This window comes from Phytobacter palmae, assembly GCF_039409775.1.
GTDB lineage: Bacteria > Pseudomonadota > Gammaproteobacteria > Enterobacterales > Enterobacteriaceae > Phytobacter > Phytobacter palmae.
Genome location: NZ_JBCIVJ010000003.1, coordinates 113,975 through 137,392 on the forward strand (window position 1 = coordinate 113,975; position 23,418 = coordinate 137,392).

16 protein-coding genes are annotated in these 23,418 nt (G+C 47.2%); all 16 read right to left on the reverse strand.

Annotated features, from left to right (window positions below; translation table 11 throughout):
- Positions 1 to 261: 261 nt before the first annotated feature.
- A complete protein-coding gene (locus tag AAIG39_RS05800) occupies positions 262 to 2,085 on the reverse strand; it encodes an HAD family hydrolase (RefSeq protein ID WP_343193387.1) in 1,824 nt (607 codons plus the stop codon).
- Positions 2,085 to 6,812, reverse strand: a complete 4,728-nt coding sequence (locus tag AAIG39_RS05805) for a glycosyltransferase (RefSeq protein WP_343193388.1) — start codon at positions 6,810 to 6,812, stop codon at positions 2,085 to 2,087. Before AAIG39_RS05805 ends, AAIG39_RS05800 begins: the two co-directional genes overlap by 1 nt.
- A 54-nt stretch (positions 6,813 to 6,866) precedes the next feature.
- On the reverse strand, positions 6,867 to 8,222 hold the full coding sequence (locus tag AAIG39_RS05810; protein WP_343193389.1) for an ABC transporter ATP-binding protein: 1,356 nt from the start codon (positions 8,220 to 8,222) through the stop codon (positions 6,867 to 6,869).
- Entirely contained in the window at positions 8,212 to 9,042 is an 831-nt protein-coding gene (locus AAIG39_RS05815) for an ABC transporter permease (RefSeq protein ID WP_343193390.1), read from the reverse strand. Before AAIG39_RS05815 ends, AAIG39_RS05810 begins: the two co-directional genes overlap by 11 nt.
- 28 nt (positions 9,043 to 9,070) lie before the next feature.
- Positions 9,071 to 9,997 (reverse strand): glycosyltransferase family 2 protein, encoded by a 927-nt coding sequence (locus AAIG39_RS05820; protein WP_343193391.1) that lies wholly within the window; start codon positions 9,995 to 9,997, stop codon positions 9,071 to 9,073.
- Position 9,998: 1 nt separating this feature from the next.
- Positions 9,999 to 10,547, reverse strand: coding sequence for a dTDP-4-dehydrorhamnose 3,5-epimerase (rfbC, locus tag AAIG39_RS05825; protein WP_343193392.1), 549 nt, complete (start codon positions 10,545 to 10,547; stop codon positions 9,999 to 10,001).
- 4 nt (positions 10,548 to 10,551) lie between these two features.
- The gene (gene rfbD, locus AAIG39_RS05830; RefSeq protein ID WP_425503268.1) at positions 10,552 to 11,445 is read right to left on the reverse strand and encodes a dTDP-4-dehydrorhamnose reductase; all 894 of its coding nucleotides are present in this window, start codon (positions 11,443 to 11,445) and stop codon (positions 10,552 to 10,554) included.
- A 24-nt stretch (positions 11,446 to 11,469) separates the two neighbouring features.
- Positions 11,470 to 12,339, reverse strand: a complete 870-nt coding sequence (rfbA, locus tag AAIG39_RS05835) for a glucose-1-phosphate thymidylyltransferase RfbA (protein ID WP_047369618.1) — start codon at positions 12,337 to 12,339, stop codon at positions 11,470 to 11,472.
- An 18-nt stretch (positions 12,340 to 12,357) separates the two neighbouring features.
- Positions 12,358 to 13,446, reverse strand: coding sequence for a dTDP-glucose 4,6-dehydratase (gene rfbB / locus AAIG39_RS05840; RefSeq protein ID WP_343193393.1), 1,089 nt, complete (start codon positions 13,444 to 13,446; stop codon positions 12,358 to 12,360).
- A gap of 405 nt (positions 13,447 to 13,851) precedes the next feature.
- Positions 13,852 to 14,745, reverse strand: coding sequence for a GalU regulator GalF (gene galF, locus AAIG39_RS05845; RefSeq protein ID WP_090085541.1), 894 nt, complete (start codon positions 14,743 to 14,745; stop codon positions 13,852 to 13,854).
- Between the two features lie 178 nt (positions 14,746 to 14,923).
- Entirely contained in the window at positions 14,924 to 16,333 is a 1,410-nt protein-coding gene (wcaM, locus tag AAIG39_RS05850; protein WP_343193394.1) for a colanic acid biosynthesis protein WcaM, read from the reverse strand.
- A gap of 11 nt (positions 16,334 to 16,344) precedes the next feature.
- On the reverse strand, positions 16,345 to 17,565 hold the full coding sequence (gene wcaL / locus AAIG39_RS05855; protein WP_343193395.1) for a colanic acid biosynthesis glycosyltransferase WcaL: 1,221 nt from the start codon (positions 17,563 to 17,565) through the stop codon (positions 16,345 to 16,347).
- A complete protein-coding gene (wcaK, locus tag AAIG39_RS05860; RefSeq protein WP_343193396.1) occupies positions 17,562 to 18,839 on the reverse strand; it encodes a colanic acid biosynthesis pyruvyl transferase WcaK in 1,278 nt (425 codons plus the stop codon). The genes wcaL and wcaK overlap by 4 nt, the downstream gene beginning before the upstream one ends.
- 129 nt (positions 18,840 to 18,968) lie before the next feature.
- Positions 18,969 to 20,447 carry a colanic acid undecaprenyl disphosphate flippase WzxC gene (gene wzxC, locus AAIG39_RS05865; protein ID WP_343193397.1) on the reverse strand — a complete coding sequence of 493 codons (1,479 nt, stop codon included), beginning with the start codon at positions 20,445 to 20,447 and terminating at the stop codon, positions 18,969 to 18,971.
- 9 nt (positions 20,448 to 20,456) lie between these two features.
- Positions 20,457 to 21,851, reverse strand: a complete 1,395-nt coding sequence (gene wcaJ / locus AAIG39_RS05870; protein ID WP_090085531.1) for an undecaprenyl-phosphate glucose phosphotransferase — start codon at positions 21,849 to 21,851, stop codon at positions 20,457 to 20,459.
- Between the two features lie 83 nt (positions 21,852 to 21,934).
- Positions 21,935 to 23,305, reverse strand: a complete 1,371-nt coding sequence (gene cpsG / locus AAIG39_RS05875; protein WP_090085590.1) for a colanic acid biosynthesis phosphomannomutase CpsG — start codon at positions 23,303 to 23,305, stop codon at positions 21,935 to 21,937.
- Between the last annotated feature and the right edge of the window lie 113 nt (positions 23,306 to 23,418).

Consider the following 23,418-nt stretch of genomic DNA (forward strand, 5'->3'; position numbering starts at 1 on the left):
AATAATCAGAACATCCATTGATGAAAAATGCCTTTATTTTAACTACGTATCATGCATGGACAATGAAAACCCAAGGATGACGATTTAATTATGTCATAACCTTGCAAAAACCAACGGTCAAGACTGCAATAAGCCATTAGGTTCAGTTAATAGATTTATCGCTGTACTACGCGTCTTCGATACAAAATAAGCACTACCGTCTATTTAATAATAGATCATTTAACATTAAATAATTATAATCAAGCATGTCGCCAGCATACGTTAGCTAATTAAATAATCTTCAACGCAAAGTGATTTCAATCTTGAGCTACCCCACGCGTCAAAATTTGAAATGCCGGTAATTGCTGAATAGTCCTGCCATTTTTTATTTTGCACGAGAGCAAGCATACTCAAAGTAAGCTCATGAGGCGTCAACTCAATATTGAGACGTTTGCTTAGCGCGTTGTAATTCTCTGCGAATAACATCGCGCCGTCACAGATATCAGAAATACTCTGTGACAGGTCACGTTTTAACCCACGCCCCTGATCACCAACAGGCGCAGATGTTACTGCGTCATAACCAATAATTGAGTCATGCGGCGCAGAGAAAAAGAGTTCAATGGCCACACGGTTTTCATAAATTTGATCAATGAGGGATATATCTGCATTGTCAGCTTCGTACATCGCATGCATTTGCAGGAACGTTTTACGTCTGAGTTTTTCTGCTGTGTTTGCAAGACAGAAATAATAACCGTGAATATCTATATCAATAAATTGCTTCACCGCATGGTAAAACGCTTCTTGTGTTGTACCACTCCATCCTACATCAACGAGAGCAATTTTCTCGCCTGGTTTAATACCTAACTTTTGAATATATGCAAAAAGACCACGGCGGTTTTTGCGGCAAACCAGTAAGATTTGCCATCTCCACGCATATAAGAAATTGGTCATTAATGGGAATAGCTCAGGCGTCAGCGCAGTTTCCGCAGACAGCCCGAAGGAAGCCATAATTTCGGGAGCTGGCGGAACGACACCGATGCGCTCAATGACTTCACGTGGCTGCAACCCCTCAGCACCGGAGAGTAAAAAGGGGATGAACTGCATAAAGTTCTGATCATTAATTATCGCAAGGGTCAGCGCTGTACGGGAACCATAGAAATATGTTGAATCAGGGAAATCACCAACATCGCCCCGCTCCACCATTTTTTGCATTATATAGCCATCACGGGATAAGAAAAACACGTGATCGATCTGGTGCGTTGCCGTCTGCGCTTTAATCCATTTAAGGAAACCAAGAGATGCGGCACCGCCATAGGTAAAGCCTAAACTTTTATAGGCCTGGAGGTCATGGTAACCCTCATGGCTTTTTAACATTCCCTGAGCAAAAGAGAGCGACAGCGGTAGCCCTTTGCAAATGGTGCTTAAGTAGTGGGAGCAATAATGATATGCCAAAAGGCCTTTCTCACGCGGGCGTATCACATCGGATACTTCATTATCACCAACATGTAGAATCTGATCCGGAGAAACATTCAGTTTACGTGCAATAATGTCAAAGAGTTCTCCTGAATCACGCTTAGTAGCGTTTTCATCGCAAGAACTAAAAACCGTAACACCGGTAACACCATGTTTCTCCAGCGCCTGCTCAAAAAAACGTGCTGGCAAGTACATATCGGAGGTAACAATAACCTTTTTCCCGGCCTCTTTTAAGTGCTTAAATAATTCAAAAATAATACCATTTGGCTCAATTAAATTAAGTTCCAGTTGATATTCTGCATTAGCCATTTGTTCAGCGGCTTGCGTATCATGAGTGAAGGCAGCATAAATACCTGCGATAGTAATCTCTTTTTTACCACTGGCGCTCATTTGACGGAACGCTTCACTTTGAGCGCTTTGCCGTTTTGTTTTGAAATTATCAATACCCAGTTGCTTGCCAAGAATATCAAACGCATCCTCAGGGTCAGCAAGTGGACGAGTAAATAATGTATCGAAAAAATCAAAAGAGATCACTTCCGCATCATTTAATGCAGTTACTGGTAAATCTTTAAATGATTCAATCGCTTCTGCAAAGCGATTGAATTCAGGTCCCAGAATAGTATTCATAAGCATCAGCAACCAACCTCAAAATTAATGCCGTTAGGGTGCAAGTTAATATTGAAGAATGGATCGTATTGATAATAACGAGGATGTTTTTCGTTGAGTCGACTGAGTTCGTTCATAAGGCGTCGCACTTTTTCTTCATCCTGATGATCCAATCCACGACTAACGGACTCGTAATGATAAAGTTCAACAGCTGGGCACATTACATTGTAATATCCCGCATCTACGCTGCGGAAACATAAATCTACATCGTTATAGGCGATAGGAAAAGATTCGTCGAACTGACCGATTCGATCGAATTTTTTCCTTTCCATCATCAAACATGCACCGGTTACAGCCAGCCAGTTATATTCCAGCAGGTTACGCATGAAATAACCTGGATGAGCGCGATCAATATTATGTAGCGCATGCATTGGTCCACCGGCAAGATTCAGCACGCCAGCGTGTTGGACAAGATTTGTTTCCGGATAGATTAATTTTGCACCTACTGCACCTACATGTGGCAATTGCGCATATCCTACCAGACGCTCTAACCAGTCAGCATGCAAAACTTCAGTATCGTCGTTCAAGAAAAGCAGAATCTCACCTTTTGATTCAGCCACACCAACATTATTAAGTTCCGAGAAGTTGAACGGACGATCATGGCGAATGACTTTTATCTTTTCTTCGCTTTCAAGCGAGGAAAAGTATTCAAGTGCATCAGCAGCAACAGAGCCATTATCGAGAATAATGATCTCATAATGGCTGTAACGCGTCGTATTTTTAATGGAATCAACACAGCGACGCAAAACATTACAATTGTCGCGGGTAGGAATAATAATGCTGACTAACGGATTACCAATCGGGAAGTAATTTACACGAAAATAGCCTGCCGGTCCCACAACAGGTTCGACAACGCCCTGTTGACCGCGACGAGCCAAGGCGTCTTTGCGTACATTAACAGAGGCTTCCAGGACATAATCTTTCGCTGCAATATCAGAAGCGGTCGATTGGGGAATAATTCGCCAATGGTACAGTACCTTAGAGATATGGCTAATTTTTGATGTCTGTTCAGATACGCGCAAAACAAAATCCCAATCCTGGCAACCATCAAATTCCGAACGTAATAAACCTGTTTTTGCCAGTAATGATTTTTTTACGCAGGAGGCATGGCACGTGAACATCGTGCTCATCATGGTATCCGGCGACCAGTCAGGTTTGAAGTGCGGCTGGACGTAGAATCCTTCTTCTGAGAGTTTATCTTCATCACTATAGATAAAGTCAGGATCATCATTGTTAATGCATAGTGCCATTTCATATAAGCAATCTGGCGTCAGGAGATCATCATGATCCGTAAAGACAATATAGTCCCCCGCTGCATGCTCGATAGCAAAATTCGTTGCACCGGAAATACGGCTATTCGTTTCAAGATGAACAACTTTGATCTGTGGATTGGTAATACTACTTAAGACGTCATAGAGTTGCGGATCGGTACTGCAATCATTAGCCAGAATCAATTCCCACTGAGGGTACCACTGCGCTTCGATAGATTCGATAAGCTCATGGAGCAGATCCAGCGGCGTGTTGTAGATTGGCACCACAATAGAAAAGAGTGGTTTCACGGCCATATTGTTGATAATAACTGATAAATTTTCCGGCTGGGCGGGAGTAACGTAACAGTATTCTGGGGCACCATGTCGCAGATGGTAGCCTTCGCTTCGGTTGTACGTAATTGTGGTCGGCAACATTACCGCCGCTGGGTTTATATTACCAACAGCAGACGCGATATTTTCGTCATTACCAGCAACGAAAGGTGTTGCCATTGGGACTGGTGCGACGGCAGCAGCGTGCAGCATTTGGATCATTCGTTGCTGGCGAAGGCGTGCAATAACTCCCTTCCATCCCTCCCGATGTAACGTACTCATCCCTCGTGAAATAATTTTCTTTAGCCCGTGCTGGCGATACAAGCGTCGGGTAACAGAGGCCAATGCCTTTGATCTGTGCTTTATTTTCCCTACTGCGCGCAGTGGCGCTGTCACTTTCCAGCTGGATGAATTTTCAAGAGCGTTTATTCTTGCCATTGCACCTGCCAGTTGAGCATTAACATGAGCAAGCTGTGCGTTAATAGATGAAAGCTGCACTTTAGTATTTTCAAGTTGTGCATTTTTGACATCCAGTTGCGCCTCGGTCTCTTCTAATTCGGTATGCACATCAATAAGTCGTACTGTGGTCTCGCCCAATTGTACGGTTGAATTCTCCAGTTGCACGGTGGCTTTCTCCAATTGTGCCGTGGTCTTGTCCAAATGTACCGTGGTGTTCTCCAGTTGAACCGCTGTGTTGTTCAGTTCCTCGGTAGTATTATCCAGTCGTACCTTGGTGTTTTCTAGTTGTACCCGGACATTGTCCATCTGTACTTTAGTATTTTCCAGTTGGGTTCTTGTCTTATCTAATTGTCCAGAGGTTTCATCCAATTGCTGAGTAGTTTCTTCAAGTTTTTCAGACGTTATATCCCGTTGTCTGGCAGTCTCCTCCAGTCTTTCTATTGTTTTTTCAAGACGTGTCGTCGTTTCCGTTAGTTCAATATGAGTTTCATTTAACTTCTCGGATACGTCATTTAATTTCTGTTGTTCGAGCATTAAATTATATGTTCTATTGACTTTGAAAATCTCAGCCAGATCACTTTCCCTGATAAGCTCCACTTGAGCTTCAATGTATAATTCAGAGAGCGCAGGAACATTTTTTAATAATATCTGCGGGTCTTGTGATGTCGAATAATAAACATCCTGCTGTTGCCCCTTCTGAACTCGCAGAATATCTATAAATTCACCTTCTGGCTTATGTGGAGTTAACTGCCAGATGATATCACCATCAGCGTTTTTGACTTTTAAGTCAGATACAGAGAACCAGTGACAGCCATCTACCGGATCAAACCGTAGTTTTGTTATAGGTAGTTGGTTATTTCCCTTAATTGCCCAACGAATTGAATTTTTACCCCAATTCAACACAGAGAATTGTGTGTTTTCTTCAGCAAAATTTTCTTCTGCGGAAGCAAAATAGACACAAGCTCGGCTGCGCTTAATACTCACCGGAGCCAGTGGCCGCTCTTCATGCCAGACGATTAAATCATCAAAATTACGCCCCGTAACCTGGTGCTGAAATTCAGCCTCTTTATGCATGTATCGCTGCAGATCATCATCTGTCACCACGATACCTAATGTTGCAAGGATTTGATGTACAAATTCTTTTCTGGTAATTAATTCATTATTTATCAGTGGACGAACCCTTGCCTGATTGAGCACCAGGATGATACCTCTGAACAAGAGATGGCCCAGTTCAATTCGCTCTGTACCTTCCCACTCCACATCGAATAAAACAGGTTGCTCACCAGTAAGAATAATATTCTGGGGAATAGCATCGATAAAATATGCAGGTAAACTAAAAGCAGCATTGAGTACAAGCGGCTGGCCCCTTTCCTGATCTTTCTTAATGAAGTAATCAAGAGCGGTTAACCATTGCTTCATCAAGTTTACAATGTCACTAAACTTCCAATTATCAGCACATAACGCATTAATAAATTGCTGGCCCAGCAATGTCCCACGATAATATTTATCGTTATGCTTCCTGATCTGCGAATATTTATTCTCTTCTCGCTCAACATTCTCACTTACAAAAAAGTGGTAAGAAATATCGACTTCGCCATTTTCAGTGCGTCGGAAAAGTGTTTCTTTAGCATATTCTTTTTTACGTTGTGTACTGTAATGATAAGCAAGGATCGTATTATCTAAAGGTATTTCAGCATCAATGCTGGCAACAAAGATAAATGAGTTCGCAAGTGACACCCCCAGCTTGTTTTTAAAAATTTCAGGGAAGCTATTTTGCAATGAAAACGTCAAATGCGCAGGTAATTGCGGATCGCTGAACACACTTTGAACGGCAAGCGCAGACGCGTCAAATTCCGCCATTTCGCTACCCTGAGGGGTAACTATCGACATAGGAAGTTTGTAATCAGGGAAAGGCAATAATACGTCCGAGTGCTTATAACCCGTTTCAGTGAGAAGCTCACTTAATTCCGCATAACCCCAGGTTTTGGCTTCCCCGACTTTGTAACGACCTTCGATGCCATACATTGACTGACGAATATGATCCTCAGGCGCGCCAGCAAAATACTTAAGACCTAATTTATTCTCAATGGCAATGAATAAAAAGCCGCCGGGCTTAAGCAATTTACGGACTTGGGTAAGTAAATCTTTTTCGGGATGCTCACCATCGCCAAACATTGTTGCATATTCAAGAACGCCTATAAGCGTAATTGCATCGAACTGACGGCCTGGGTTAAAGCGGTCAAAACGCTCTGCAACAACCTGAACATTATCCAGGTCGCGAGTACGGCTGGCAGCTATTGATGCCCGGCGCTGACTCCCTTCCAGAGCCAGAATGTTACCACCGTTTTCGCCAAGAAAACGACTAATTGCCCCACAGCCTGCGCCAATTTCAAGGACATCACCTTGCAATAAGTGGGCAAAAGGACGCAAGACGTTTCCACGCTGTGAGGTCAGATGATAGAGTGTCTGCCAGTCAATGCATTTATTGCGCAGTTCATCCGAAAAAACGGAAATATCTTTTGCATCACGGATAATGCCGGCGAGACGCTCTTCCGCTTCATCGCCATCGTTGTAACCTATGTTGGTGTAGTCTTCACGTCTCCATACATTTAGACTTTTATCGAAAAAATAACCAAGACTTTCGAGTTGAAACATAAAACCCACCTGTATTTGTAACATCGCTCAGGCAATGCCAGGCGATCTCACAGTTCATTGCAGACTAATATGAGTGTCTAAATTTACTAAACCGATAAACTGCACACGGTTCAACACACTCAAATGTATAGAATCGTAACGCCTGTCATGCGGCACCACGGAACCGGCCTCATCGCAACTTGCGATGCCAACCGAGATAAAATAATCCCCGGATGCCAGGTTGACGGGCATTGACAAAGAAGCCTGCATAATATCTCCGGCATTGAACTGCCTGGACATATCAATATTCTGAAATTCGCTATTAGTGTTATAAATTGTCACCCCTTCTTTAGTTTTAAGTGCAAAACCGAAGATAGGGCGATATACCGCATCTTTAAATCTTACATAAAACTGCAAATGGATCGCACGTTCACCTTCAATCACCTGTGGGTATTGTTTATCATCCTGAACCAGTTGATAGTCCAGTATTTCAGCCTTAAGATCGCCCCAGCGGTACTCCGAGGGATTGTAATTAGGCCTTTGTTCATAACTTAGCCCATCCTTGAACCAATTCTGAACATTCAATAAGTCTTGTTGCTTCTGCTCTATAAGTTGCTGCTCAACGTTTGATTGGATTTCATCAGCAACAGCTTCTTTTTCATCCGTTTTGCCAAAGAGAAGGTCGAGATATTTATTCACCACTACGCGTGGGCTGTCTTGCATGAGCATAACTCCGTCATTAATTAAAATGGCAGAGTCGCAATGGGTCACAATCTGTTCAGTCGCATGGGAAACAAACAGAATGGAGGTTCCCCTCTCTTTTAACTGTTTTAAACGTGCAAAACATTTCGCCTGAAACCGTGCATCACCAACGGCCAGCGCTTCATCAACAATTAAGATTTCAGGCTCTATTTGTGCCTGGATAGCAAACGCCAGACGCACCAGCATCCCGCTTGAATAGGAACGAACAGGTGAGTCAATAAAATGTCCGATATCTGCAAAACTAATGATATCATCCAGTTTTTCTTCAATCTCAGATCTGGTCAATCCCAGTAATGCTGCATTGAGGTAAATATTTTCCCGACCCGAAAAATCGTTATTAAACCCGGCACCCAGTTCAAGCAATGCAGCTACACGCCCATGCAACTTAACGTTGCCGGAAGTGGGGGTCAGCGTACCGGCAATTATTTGCAGAAGGGTTGATTTTCCGGAGCCATTTTTACCAACAATCCCGACTGTTTCGCCTTTTTTCAAACGAAAGCTGATGTCCTGCAACGCCCAAAATTCATCATGGTAGAGTCTGGCTACTTTTCCTGTGCGATGATGCACTTTCGGTACAATGAACTCTTTTAATCTTTTAATGGGGTTATCGTAGACTTGATAGCATTTACTGACATTATCAATTTCAATTGCATACAGATCAGATGACATCAGCAAACCCTCCTCTTGTTTTCTGGAACCAGATATAGCAGACATAGGTAATCCAGATAGAGTTTACTGAATATAGTGCTAATCCGAAGAAGTCGGGCAGTTGTCCCCAAACAATAACAATCCTTGATTGCTCAATAATATAGGTCAAGGGATTCAGCAGGACGATACTTTGCATCCATTCTGGCAATGCCGCGAGGGGATAAAAAACAGGCGAAAGAAAGATTAAAACCGTAACAATTACACCAATCGACTGCCCAATATCACGGATATATACACCTAACGAAGAAATAATCCATGACAGACCAAGCGATAATATTACCAATGGTAAAAAGACTAGCGGCGCAAATATAATCGTCCAGTTTATATAACCATTAAATACGAAAAAAGCTATAATTAATACAGCGCTACTGATAATGCTCTGAAAGACAGATGATAAAACAGTGACTACAGGTAATATTTCTAATGGAAATACAACTTTTTTGACATAATTTGAATGCTGTAAAATTAAATTGGGCGATCTTATTAAACACTCGGCCAGAAACGAATGGATGATCATGCCAACAAAAAGAATAACAGCAAACTGTGTTTTAGGTTCATCGGCGGCAGCATTTCCCCACCTGGCTTTGAACACGACAGAGAAAACCAATGTGTATATAGCAAGCATAAGGATAGGGTTAATTAATGACCATAGCACACCAATCGCCGAACCTTTATATTTACTCAGAATGTCCCTTTTTGTCATCTGAAATATGAGACTTCTATTGTTCAACAGCGAACTCATAAGTGAGCCCGCTGTTGCTATTTTTGCTTTTCCACTCACACCTTCACCTCAAAAATCATATCTGACATCAAATCTTATTCAAAAAAATCGCGGCGATGAGCGCGATATTTCCACACCAGGTTTGTCGGTATAATCTTGTTTCAAATATCATCCTGATTCTTTGAAAAATATTCGCATTTCTTTTGTCGTTGAAACTCGACAAGATTCTGGCATTTTCTGGTGTCAATTTATTCTGGAATGGTTTAAGGAGCTCAAGATTTTTATCATTCCAGCGCTTGAAATGCCCGCCCATTAACTTTTTAATTCGCTGAGCACGCGCAATCATTGTCAGATTAGAACCGATGAGGTTTTCCTGATGCTGCCGATATTTTATCGTAGGCGAAGAGTCATAGTGAACATTCCCTCCACAGCCCGTGATCAGTATATACACCCACCAATCATGAGAAACTATTTCCTGCCATTTAGTGGTTTCAATGACAATATCTCTGGCTTGCTTATTAAGCACCATCGTATTACCGCCTGCGATACTTTGTACCAACGCATTACGGAATGAAGGTGTTTTATCAAACAACGGAGAGAGGCCAATAGTAGCCCCTTCTTCATCTGTAAGAATAGTCCTACCGCAATACACTGACGGTATTTGTGAATGGTACGTTAAGTAATTCAAAGCATGGGATAGTTTGGTCTCAATCCATTCATCATCTTGGTCGCTGAAGGCATAGTAATCAAAATCATCGCCACAGCACTCAAGCGCTGAGATAAAATTCCAGGCAAAGCCTTTATTAGGCCCATGGAGCAGGACAATTCTGTCCTCTCCATAGTTTTGCTGGTACTCATGGATAATATCCAGAGTACCATCAGTCGAACCATCATCAGACACAAAAATAACCCAGTTCTGATGAGTTTGATTAGTAATTGAGTCAAGCTGTTTGCGTATAAACTTACTTCCATTGTAAGTACACAAAAGTATCGCAACTCTCTTATCCATCTTCATGTTAGGGATATATTTCCGCACCTGATAAGAGAAGTCCGTTCTGATCTTTTGCCGACAACTGCACTTGACCAGCTTCCGGCCATTCGATATTGATTTGTGGATCGTTCCAGATAATGCAACGTTCCGAGTGTGGTGCATAATAATTTGTTGCTTTATACACAAACTGTGCTGTATTGCTCAGGGTTAAAAAACCGTGGGCAAATCCTTCCGGGATCCATAACTGACGCTTGTTTTCAGCACTTAATACCGCCCCAACCCATTGACCGAAAGTTGCAGAATGTTTTCGAATGTCCACAGCGACATCAAATACTTCCCCTTCGATACAACGGACCAGCTTGCCCTGCGCATGCGGGTCGAGCTGATAATGCAAACCACGAAGCACCCCTTTCTGCGACTGAGAGTGGTTGTCCTGAACAAAGTCGATTTTTTTACCTACCGCTTCTTCAAAAATTTTTTGACTGAAACTTTCAAAGAAAAAACCACGTGCGTCACCAAAAACTTTCGGTTCAAAAATAAATACTTCAGGAATTGCAGTCTTAATTACATTCATTTATTTACTTTCCAAGCATTTCAGTCACGACACGTTTTACACCTACTTTCCAGTCAGGAATAACGGTTGCAAAGGCGGTCTGGAATTTCAGGTTCGACAAACGCGAATTAGACGGGCGTTTAGCCGGGGTTGGATATGCAGAGGTGTCGACCCCTTTCACTTCCTTGATGGCAAGTGATTCACCCAGTTCCTGGGCGACGGAGAAAACATATTGTGCATAGTCATACCAGGTGGTTTCCCCACTGGCGACGAGGTGATAAGTACCAAACAGCGAGGCATTATTTGTCGCAGCGCGGATGGCGGTCGCGGTGCAATCTGCCAACAACTCCGCGCCGGTTGGCGCGCCATGTTGATCGTTGATAATCGCTAATTGTTCTTTTTCTTTTGCCAGACGAAGCATTGTCTTAGCAAAGTTCGCACCACGAGTTGCGTAAACCCAGCTGGTACGGAAAATGAAATGACGTGGGTTGTGGGTTGCCACAGCCAGCTCGCCCGCCAGTTTCGTTTCACCATAAACATTCAGCGGCCCCGTCTGCTCATCTTCAAGACGAAAATGCGTGCCCTGGCCGTTAAAGACATAATCAGTAGAATAATGCACCAATAGCGCACCGAGCTTCGCTGACTCTTTCGCGATTACTTCAACGCTATCAGCATTCAGCAGCTGTGAAAGCTCTCTTTCGCTTTCCGCTTTATCTACCGCCGTATGCGCAGCCGCATTGACAATGACATCAGGTTTCACATAACGAATCGTTTCTGCAATCCCTTCAGGTTTGGTCAGATCGCCACACAATTCAGTATCAAAAAAGTCAACTGCGACAAGTTCACCCAATGTCGACAAAGAACGCTGCAGTTCCCAGCCCACCTGGCCATTTTTTCCAATTAATAAAATCTTCATGATCTTCTCGTCCGCGCAGCTCAGTGCCTATTTTTCGCTAATCAGCAATTGCAAATAACGACCATAGTCGGTTTTCGACAACTTTTTAATCTGTTCCGCAACTTGTTCTTCGTTCAACCAACCTTTACGGAACGCAATTTCTTCAAGACAAGCGACTTTCATGCCCTGGCGCTTCTCAATGGTATGGATGAACTGCGATGCTTCAACCAGGCTGTCATGGGTACCCGTATCAAGCCAGGCAAAGCCACGGCCCAGCAGTTCTACCTGCAGCTCGCCGCGGTCAAGATACATCTGATTCAGTGTAGTAATCTCTAACTCTCCGCGTGCGGAAGGTTTTACCTGTTTTGCCATTTCCACGACATTTTTGTCGTAAAAATAGAGGCCGGTCACTGCCCAGTTGGATTTTGGTTTTAGTGGTTTTTCTTCAATGGATAACGCAGTGTAATTTTTATCAAATTCCACGACACCAAAACGTTCCGGGTCCTGCACCTGATAACCGAATACCATCGCACCCGATGTTAACTGTGCTGCGCTTTCCAGTTTCTTACCGAAACTTTGACCAAAGTAGATGTTATCGCCGAGAACCAGCGCACATGGCTCGTTATTAATAAATTCTTCGCCAATAATAAACGCTTGCGCCAGGCCATCCGGCGAGGGCTGCACTTCATAGGAAAGACGGATACCGAACTGTGAACCATCACCCAATAAACGCTGGAACGATGCCATATCTTCCGGCGTCGTGATAATCAGAATGTCACGAATGCCAGCCAGCATCAGTACAGAGATAGGGTAAAAAATCATCGGCTTGTCATATACTGGCAACAACTGTTTTGACACACCCTGAGTAATTGGATAAAGGCGAGTTCCGGAACCGCCAGCTAATACAATACCTTTCATCATTTCGTCCTTATAATTTTATTCTGCAAGCCCCAGGCGTTCTCCAGCATATGACCCATCCATCACACGCTGCCACCAATCCTTGTTAGTCAAATACCATTCAACCGTTTTACGGATACCTGATTCAAAAGTCTCTTGCGGTACCCAGCCCAGTTCATCTTTTATTTTGCTCGCATCAATGGCGTAACGCAGGTCATGTCCCGGACGGTCGGTAACATAAGTAATTAATTCTGCAAAGCTACCAATATTATTAGGTTTCGCAGTAATGATTTCGTCCAGAATAGAGCAAATAGTGTTTACGACTTCAATATTCTTACGCTCATTGTGACCACCGATATTATAAGTCTCGCCGGCAACACCTTCAGTTACGACCTTATATAAAGCGCGTGCGTGATCTTCAACAAATAGCCAGTCGCGGATTTGCTCACCATTGCCATACACCGGTAAAGGTTTCCCAGCCAATGCATTAAGAATGATCAGCGGAATGAGTTTCTCAGGGAAATGGTACGGTCCATAGTTATTTGAGCAATTCGTTACCAGCGTCGGCAAGCCGTAGGTACGACGCCATGCGCGAACTAAATGGTCGCTGGACGCTTTTGATGAAGAGTACGGACTGCTGGGAGAATATGGCGTTTGTTCGGTAAACAGCGGCAGCGCTGTTCCGGCAGGGACTTCATCAGGATGCGGCAAATCGCCGTAGACTTCGTCCGTTGAGATATGATGGAAGCGGAACGCGGTTTTGCGGGGTTCATCAAGTTGCGCCCAATATTTACGCGCAGCCTCAAGTAATACGTAAGTTCCTACAATATTTGTCTCAATAAACGCCGCAGGTCCGGTAATAGAGCGATCAACATGGCTTTCGGCGGCAAGGTGCATGACCGCATCCGGCTGATGTTCCGCAAAAATCCGTTGCATCGCTTCGGCATCACAGATATCGGCGTGTTCGAAGACATAACGATCGCTATTTTCAATCTCGGTCAGAGATTCGAGGTTGCCCGCGTAGGTTAATTTATCGACATTAACCACAGAATCTTGAGTATTATTAATGATATTACGAACAACAGCAGACCCGATAAAACCTGCTCCACCAGTAACCAATATTTTCACGAGAATATTCCGTTTACTTTGCTAGTTTAACTATGACGTTGATATACAAGGAGCAGACCATGGGGACACATTTGTTCAGGCACGCTACCGCCCCTGGCTCAATAGCTACCAGCGTACTGTGTATAACGTCCAACAATTTTGCATAAACATAAAAGTGTATCAGGTAGCGCAGTGAATGCCGTTACCTGCACAAAATGTTAAACAACCATTTTCTGCTTAAACGCCAATGGAAACAAGGCAAATCTGGATCCGATAAGTAAAATCTGATCAGGTGTAGAATTATTATCCATTGATTTCGCAGTATATGTAAAAAAAGCAGCGAGAGCGGTCAAAGCTATAAGCTCCGGTGACCACTCTCATCTGCCCTTTTGTAAGTTAATGCTTTTCTATTGTCTTTCTATCTGATCACTGCGCCAGAAGTTTCTTAATGCTTTCGCGGAATTTTTGACCTTCTTTCAGATTACGCAGCCCGTAGTTGACGAATGCCTGCATGTAACCCATTTTTTTTCCACAGTCGTAGCTCTCGCCGGTCATCAGCATCGCATCCACAGACTGCTTCTTCGCCAGCTCAGCAATGGCATCGGTTAACTGAATACGTCCCCAGGCGCCTGGCTCAGTACGCTCCAGTTCCGGCCAGATTTCAGCGGAAAGCACGTAGCGGCCCACCGCCATCAGGTCTGAATCCAGCGTTTGCGGCTGATCCGGTTTTTCGATGAACTCGACGATACGGCTCACTTTACCTTCGCTATCCAGCGGCTCTTTGGTCTGAATCACCGAGTATTCAGACAGATCGCCCTTCATGCGTTTTGCCAGTACCTGGCTCCGGCCAGTTTCACTGAAACGGGCAACCATTGCCGCCAGGTTGTAACGCAGCGGATCGGCAGAAGCGGAATCCAGAATGATGTCCGGCAGAACAACCACGAACGGATTGTCGCCAACAATTGGACGAGCGCAAAGAATGGAGTGCCCCAGTCCCAACGGTTGTGCCTGACGCACGTTCATAATCGTCACACCAGGAGGACAGATAGACTGCACCTCAGCTAACAATTGACGTTTGACACGCTGTTCAAGTAACGCTTCCAGCTCATAGGAGGTGTCGAAGTGGTTTTCGACAGCATTTTTGGAAGAGTGAGTCACGAGGACGATTTCTTTGATCCCTGCAGCAACAATTTCGTCGACGATGTATTGAATCATTGGCTTATCGACGATAGGTAGCATCTCTTTAGGAATAGCTTTGGTGGCGGGTAGCATATGCATCCCCAAACCTGCTACCGGAATAACTGCTTTCAAATTAATCATTATGCCTTCCACCTGTAAATGATTGGTAAATTATAGAGCTTCAACTTCTTTTCGCCAGCATCAACGGGACGAGTTGCTGCAAAATATGTTACGCCGATTGTCGTATAATTGCTGTAGATGTAATCCTGACAGTGAAATAAAGTCACCAGGATTCATCGTAAAAGAGGCGCAACGCCCGCTACCGCGACGCAGCCGGCAAACGGAAGTTGAGATTTTGCACATTCACAACCTGATGATCGATACGATCGATATCGACGGAACTCTGCCCTTTTTCATTCACTGCCTTAATATTTGCCAGCGAAAGCAAGGTGTCCTGACGCGCCATAAAACGCCCCCGCACATCCTTGCGTAAATCGAAGTTAAGTTTTAGCGCCGGCCCCACCGATGCTTCTTGCATTACATTGATATTTCTCAGGAAAAGATGCTGTGGCTTGTTATGAAACTCCAGCGTTGCCCGCTGTAAGTTGAGATTGGTAATGGCCACAAACGAGGTAGCGTTCCCGGAAGAAATCTGGATCCCACGCAGCTTGTACTGATTCTGAGCGTTTTCCAGACGAATATCGTTCAGTTTGAAATTTTGTGGAATGGACAAATAATCGCCTTTGATAACCCCGTAGCCAATAAGCATCCCGGCGCTATTGACCATCGACACGTTATCTATGACGAAATTGTCACAACCATATATCGCCACCGTCGCGTTATCGATACCGGCTTTTTTGCTGAAGTCCGGCGTAATATTCTCTGCCTTTATGTTACGAATAATAAAATGTTTGCCATTTTCTACATGGACCAGTTGCCGACAATTGCTGCCAGTGATGTTGGCAACAACAAAATTCTTCACCGCCTGATCTTCCGGATAGGTGTTATCATAGGTACTGCCCGCCAGCCCAATACCGATTCCCCAGTTGATTTTGCCGTTGGTACAGTCAATGTGATCAATGACATGGTCGGAGATGAGAATATCGCGATCGTTAATGGCGACGTTCCATTCCACCGCGTCACCTTGCAGGTAGCTAAAGCGGCTGTTGGTGATTCGGGCGCTAATAATCTGATTATGAAAACCCTGACGCAGGATGGCGTAGTTGGCTTTCGTAACGTTGATGTTATCGATGAGCAGATTACGCATTACCTTCGGCTCTTTTCCACCGATGTAGATTTGCGCCACCGGGCCATAGCCACTCATGTTCAATCCCTGAATAACACAGTCTGAGCCGCGCACATCCAGCGTCAGATTGTACAGACTGCCCCCCTTCTCTCCGATGACCTTACAGCCATCCTGCAATACCAGCCGTCCGCGGCCATTGCTTTTAATACTTCCCCGCACCAACAGCGTTTTCCCGGGCGGGATAAAGACCCCGGTATTGAGGTTTTCGCATACCACTCCCTCCGGGATTTCAACCGTTTGCGCGTCGTTAAAGGCCTGCTTCAACGCCGCAGGCCAGTCGGTTGTCTGATAGCGACGAATATCCACCGTTTCGGCACGCGCTGTGGCAACCGGTAAAAAAGGGAGCGCCGCAAGAGCGGCGCCAGCGGTCAGGAAACTGCGTCGGTTAAACGCAAATCGATTCTTTTTTTCTAGCACAGACATAGGACCTCGATTCAGAGCGCCTGTAGCAGCGTGGCAAGTTGCTGATTGATGCGTTGCTGGTTGAAGTCGGTTTCGATTTTATGGCGCGCATTGGCAATCACTGGCGTCAGATCCTGATGCTGCATTGCACTGAACTCAGCGAGTTTCTCCGCCAGAGTGCGGGCATCATTTTCTGGCACCAGCCAGCCTGATTCCCCTGGGTTGATGAGTTCAGGAATTCCACTATGCAGCGTTGACACCACCGGTATACCCACTGCCATCGCCTCCATGAGCGCCACGGGAATACCTTCCATATCGCCATCCACACCGGTCACCGAAGGCAATAAAAAGAGATCGGCTTCATCCAGCATCGCTTTGACCTCATGGCTGGGCTTAAAGCCCGGCATGTGGATCACATCATCCAGTTGGTATTGCTCAATCAGGGTGCGCAAGCGCCGCTCCCACGGGCCAATGCCCAAAATGGTCCAGGTAAAGGGCACGCCGCGCTCTTTGAGTAAACGGCAGGCTTCAATACCCACATGCAGCCCTTTTTTCTCGGTCAGTCGCGCAACAGAGATCATCTGTAACGGCGTTCCGGGGGCTTTCACCGGGCGCAGGGTAAAACGGGCGATATCCACCCCCATGCGCGAGATGGCAATTTTTTCTTCCGGGCAACCCATATTGCGTAGCCGCCCGGCCCACAGTTCACTGATAGGCAGCATCAGATCGCCACGGCGAAAGAGCTGCTGATATTCCGGCGTATAGTGGCTGAGCACATCCCGGTGCGAAATATCAATGCCGTGGAATACAGTGGCGATTTTGCCTTTCAGCATGCCCAGTTCGCGCAGTTTCGTCGCTGTTACCCCTGCCGGGCCAAAATGGGCAATAAAGACATCGGCACGAAAGAGACGTGGTGTCAGACCGCAAATGGCAGCCAGAATCAGGTTTCGCGCCTCATCACCATAACGCGACATATTCAGCGCTTTCCAGGTGGATGCGCGCCCCGCGCCGCGTAATATCGCTTTCCCGCGATAGCGCAGTTTTGCCAGCCTGCCCTCCGGTTCATCCAGTAGCCAGTGGGTCTTCTCCGCCAGGCGATACTCCGTCCAGGCGCTATGAGTGTTCTGTAAATCGCCCTTATGCAGTGCGACGATCTCCACCTCATAGCCCATATTGATAAACGCCACAATCTGATTCAGAACAAAGGTTTCTGAGGCAAGCGGGAATTTCAGCAAAAAGAAGCTGACTTTCATTTCACCTCCCGGATGCGATCCAGTACCGATTTCACCATCAACGCCCCTTTCTCACGCTCGGCCGCCACGGCGGTGGCAAGACGTTGATTGAGTGCAGGCAACTGTCCCAGAGTGTCAGCCGCCATGGAGGCCAGCGAGCCATCCAGCAGGTGGCGAATGTCCACGGCCATCTCCGGCATACCAAGCTGCTGCATAATCCCGGCTGATTTGTGTTCGTAGTTGATGGCGATAGCGGGCGTGCCGAAGTTCATTGAGATGATGGCAGAGTGCAGACGCGTGCCCACTGTCAGATCGCAGGCGGCGAGAATCTTGCCCATTTCGAGGTCGTTAAGTTCATCCATGACCACGTGGTAGCGGGACGGGTCACTAATATACTGACCCAGATTGAGCGCCACCATTCGGTCATCTTTGTTGTAACTGTCAATGCCGGTACAGGTAGAGAGCGCAATCACTTGCCAGCCGGCATCCAGGATCCGGTTTACCACCTCAGCAAAGGCTTTTTCATAGGCTTGCTGCGTGGTATTGAGACGGCGGTCGAACGGAGCCAGCTCACGTAGCGTAATAGCGACAGTTTTCTGTTTCGCCGCCACATCCAGCCAGTGACGAACGGCGTAGCTGGGGATAAATGACGCATCATCTTCCACCAGCCAGGCGGTATCGACGCCTTGTTCGACTTTATCGGTAGTGATTTCACTCTGCTTCATCAAGTTGAGACTGACGCTCTCACGCAGGATTAACGCGTCGCAATGGCCAAAGACATAATTTGCCAGTTGATTAAACTGCGGATCCTGGAACGGCCCGACGCTGTGACCAATCATGTACAACGGTTTTTTGGCCATAAATGTACACAGGGCATGTTCAAACTGCGGGACGCCGTAAAGATCGACAAAAAAGGAGCCACCGACCTGGATAATTGCGTCATAACCAGCCAGCAGGCGGACGAAATCGGTAAAACCCTGCGCAATGGCAATGTTGCGCAGCTTGCCGCTGTCCGTCACCCGTGAAAGCAGAACCTGGTGCTGGTAGCGCCGACGCAGAACTTTTTTCACCCGCCCCATTAGCCCGGCGGCCGTATTGTGCGCTTTCATCTGGCTGTAGAGCGGGTCGCCCATTACCGGGCGGTTCAGTAACCAGGAAGAACTCACCGGGTAGCGGCTCATTACGTCCACTTCCGCCTGTGGTTCGATGCGGGCAATCGCGTCAAGCAATCCGCGCAAAATGGCGCTGTCGCCACGGTTGCCGCAGGTGTGATTGCCAAGAATTAATAATTTCATAATGACCTCTCAAAGAATTCCCCTCACCCTGACTCTCCAGGAGAGCGCACTGTGTGCCTGATTTAGCAAACTGCGTCCTTTCTCCCTCGCCTCTGCGGGGAAGAGGTTCTGGTAAGGGGAAAATTAATATCAACCTGCACGCAAAAGCGTTTTCATTTTTTCGTTGCGGCAAAACTGGCGCTTCATCTCGACCACCAGCGCATTGCGTGACAGAACAATCATCGCCGCGAACGCCAGCGCGCCTGCACTCACCTGAACAGCAAGCAGTGCCGCTATCGGCAGACGCCCGACGAGTGCCAGCCCCAGCCCATAACTCACCACCAGTGTCGGCAGTGATAAGTAGAACGGCAGCCACAGGCTCAGGATGTACTGGCGATAGCTGGATCCCAGAACAGGTTTGATCATCACGAAATAGCTCAGGACAGTGTTAATAATCTGCACCAGCAGAAAGCCCAGCGTGACGCCAATCGCACCAGCCAGGTGACCGCCGATAATAATGGCGGGAATAAACAAAAAGGTTTTGAACACATTGAATTTAAAGCTGATATCCACCCGGGCTTTGGCCATTAACAATGAGCCAATCGGATTGCCGACCGCGCGCAGCAGACCCACAATGCATAACAATTGCAGGACAGGAATGATGCTGCTCCACTTCTCACCAAACACCAGTGGTACGAAATTATTGGATACCACCAGCAGCCCCAGCAGGATCGGGAAATTAATGATCCCCACCACTGACAATAGCTTGTAAAAATTAAGCCGAAGCTTTTCCGTATCATCCTGAATTTTGGCGAAAGCCGGGAACAGTACGCGCGTAATAATGGGGTTGAGTTTCATTGGCGGGACGACCGCCACGTTATAGGCCAGGTTGTAGCCGCCCGCGACGCTGGCCCCCAGGATACGCGCCAGCACCAGCGTGGAGAGGTTAGTGTTCAGGTAATTAATGATGCTGTCAGCCGTAAGCCAGGCACCAAACTTGAGGTTGGAACTGACCGAACGCAGTGAAAAGTGCAGGCCCGGGCGGTAGATCTTGCGGCCAAACCAGCCAAAGAGCAGCGTACGCACGGCGCTGTTAACCAGATAACCCAGGATGGCGGTCATTGCCAGCGGCCAGTAAAAGGCGCTTACCACCGTGAAGGTAAAGCCTGCCAGCACCGAGACGGTTTCAATGCTACCTATTTTGTTAAACTCCAGCTCCTTTTGCATCAGCGCCCGAAACTGCTGACCATGCGGAATAACCACAAAGGCCAGCGACAGGGTCTTAATCAGCGGCGCCAGATCCGGGTTATGCAACACGCCGGCAATCAGATCGCTGAGAAAAAAGATGGCCACACAGACGACCAGCCCCAGCCCGACATTCAGCCAGTACAGAGTGGTAAGTTCGAGATGGCTTATCTCCTTACGCTGGATAATAGAGTTTGCAATACCGAAATCCGATAACGTATCGGCCAGGGCGATAATCACCAGCGAGACGGTCAACAGGCCAAACTGGTGGTTATCGATAATGCGCGCCAGTACTGTCATCTGTACCAGCCCAAGCCCGATAATGGTCAACGTTGCCATAGCCGACCATTTCGCCCCGCTGATAGTTTTTTCACGTAAGCTCATGGCAACTCCCTAATACGCCGCCTTATTAACAAACCCTTTAAAGATGGTCAGAAAAACAATTTTGATATCGAACCAGAGACTCCACTCACGGATGTACTCAAGGTCGAACTCAACGCGTTTTTCCATTTTTTCCAGCGTATCCGTCTCGCCGCGCCAGCCATTGATCTGCGCCCAGCCGGTAATACCCGGTTTCACTTTATGACGCAGCATGTAACCTTCAATAAGTTGACGGTACTGCTCGTTATGGGCCACCGCATGGGGACGTGGACCGACGATAGACATCCCGCCGGTCAGCACATTGATAAACTGCGGCAGCTCATCCAGCGAGGTCCGGCGCAGGAAGCTGCCGACTTTGGTCACGCGCGGATCGTTTTGCGTCGCCTGGGTCACGACCTTGTCGTTTTCCATCACTTTCATGGAACGGAATTTCCACACCTTGATGGCCTTACCGTCCATGCCGTAGCGGGTCTGACGAAAAATAACTGGCCCAGGGGAGGTCAATTTCACCGCCAGCGAGATCCCCAGCAGAACCGGCGAAATCAGCATCAGGATGAGCGAGGCCAGCACAATATCTTCGAGGCGTTTGAGAATGCGGTTGACGCCCGAAAGCGGCGTGTCATACAGCGGCACCACCGGCACCCCATTCACCTCTTCAACACGCGAATGCAGAATGTTGAAGGTGAAAACATCCGGTATCAGGATCACCGAGCAGGTGGTGTCTGCCAGCTGGCGCACCAGATGTTTAATGCAGTCAGCGTCGTTCATAGACATGGCGATGTAGACATTGTGGATTTTCCCGGCACGGGCATCCTCAAGCAACTGGTCAAAATTACCCACCCAGTCGCTGCTCACGCCACCCGGTTTCGCGTCGTGGTACACACCGACCACCTCAAAGCCCAGCCAGGGTTCGTTACGAAAGCTCTCCAGTAGCTCTTGCCCTGCGGGAAGATCGCCCGCCACCGCAACGCGACGCGTGTTATAGCCATGATTACGCAACCAGCCGGCGGCAAAACGGATCACGCCACGACAGAGGATCAGCCCTGAACTGCTGAGCAAATACCAGGCAAAATAGAGGGCAAAGGTATTGTTAAGTTCGCTGCGAAAAGCCACCAGGCCGGCGCTAAAGACAAAACTGAGCGTCCAGTTTTGCAACAGTAATACCAGCTCGGTCATAAACCGCACACCACGCCATGAACGATAAAAATCGGTCATGCCGCCAATCATCTGGAACACCACCAGGGTAATCAGGGCCATCAGCAGATGCTGATAAAAGAACGGCAACGTATTGAGCCTACAGACGATGTACAGCCCACCGAACATGATGGTGATGTCTGAGAATCGCTGCACGATAGAGATTAACGATGCATTCGTTTTGGCCCGGTCGCGCTTTTTTAGATTTGTCATCGTTGTACCTATTCATTCGTTTTCCCCCCACCCCAGCCCTCTCCCCTTGCGAAAGAGGGTTAGAGTGAAGGGAAAAACAGGGATTACTGTTTCAACAACGCCAGAATGTCCTGTGTTCGCGCCTCCATCAGCGCAGTGTCGCTACGCGATTCCACGTTCAGGCGTACAACCGGCTCGGTATTAGACGAGCGCAAGTTAAAGCGCCAGTCCGGGAAGGACATGCTGATGCCATCGGTACGGTCAACGCTCAGCGCAGAACCGTTGAAATGTGCTTCGACGCGGGCAATTGCCGGGGCGGCATGCTCCAGCTTTAAGTTGATCTCGCCGCTGGCCGGGAACGCCGCCATACGATCGCTTACCAGCGCTTCCAGCGTTTTGCCCTTGAGGCACAGCAACTCAGTCACCAGCAGCCAGGGGATCATGCCGCTATCGCAGTAGGCAAAATCACGGAAATAGTGATGCGCGCTCATTTCACCGCCGTAGATCGCATCCTCTTCGCGCATCCGCTCTTTAATAAATGCGTGCCCGGTTTTCGACATCACAGGCTTACCGCCCGCCGCCGTCACGACATCCACGGTATTCCAGGAAAGGCGCGGGTCGTGGATGATCTTCGCGCCGGGATTTTTCTCCAGGAATGCCTGCGCCAGCAGACCGACGATGTAGTACCCCTCGATAAACTGACCGTTGCCGTCAAAGAAGAAGCAGCGATCAAAATCGCCGTCAAACGCGATACCCAAATCCGCGCGATGTTCGATAACCGCGTTGCGGGTATCGTCACGGCACTCGGGAAGAAGCGGGTTAGGAATACCGTTCGGGAAGTTGCCGTCGGGGGTGTTGTGCACCTTGATAAAGGTGACGGGAACATTGTTCGCCTTAAAGCGCTGCTCCAGAGCGTCAATCACCGGTCCAGCCGCCCCGTTACCAGAATTGATCACCAGTTTTAACGGCTTAAAATTAGCCAGGTCGACATAGCTGAGCAGATGATCAATATACGCATCACGCAGGTTGATTTGCCGATAGCTGCCGCGTTTTTGCGCATTCACAGGCGGGAAGTCATTTGCTTCCGCGAGGCGCTGAACATCACGCAACCCCGTATCACCGCTGATCGGACGGGCGCCCTTTCGCACCAGTTTCATGCCGTTGTAATCCATCGGATTATGGCTGGCAGTGACTTCAATTCCGCCATCAACACCCAGATGGAAGGTGGCAAAGTAGATCTCTTCGGTGCCCGAAAGCCCGATATCCAGAACATCCACACCCGCGTCTTGCAGCCCTTTGGCCAGCGCCAGTTTTAATGTTTCACTCGTCAAACGGACATCGCCGCCCAGCACAATTGTTTGCGGCTTTAAATATTCGCCATAGGCCCGGCCAATTCGCCAGGCAATATCTTCATTCAGCTCTTCACCCAGCTTGCCGCGAATATCGTAGGCTTTAAAACAGGTTAATTTTTCCATCATTACCTCGTTTTCAGGCAACAGTTAGCCCTCTCCGGTGTGGAGAAATAATCAAAAAGCGTTCAGTTGTTATATCTATCCGACTTCGCGTTGCGGCTAATCAGCGACTGTGC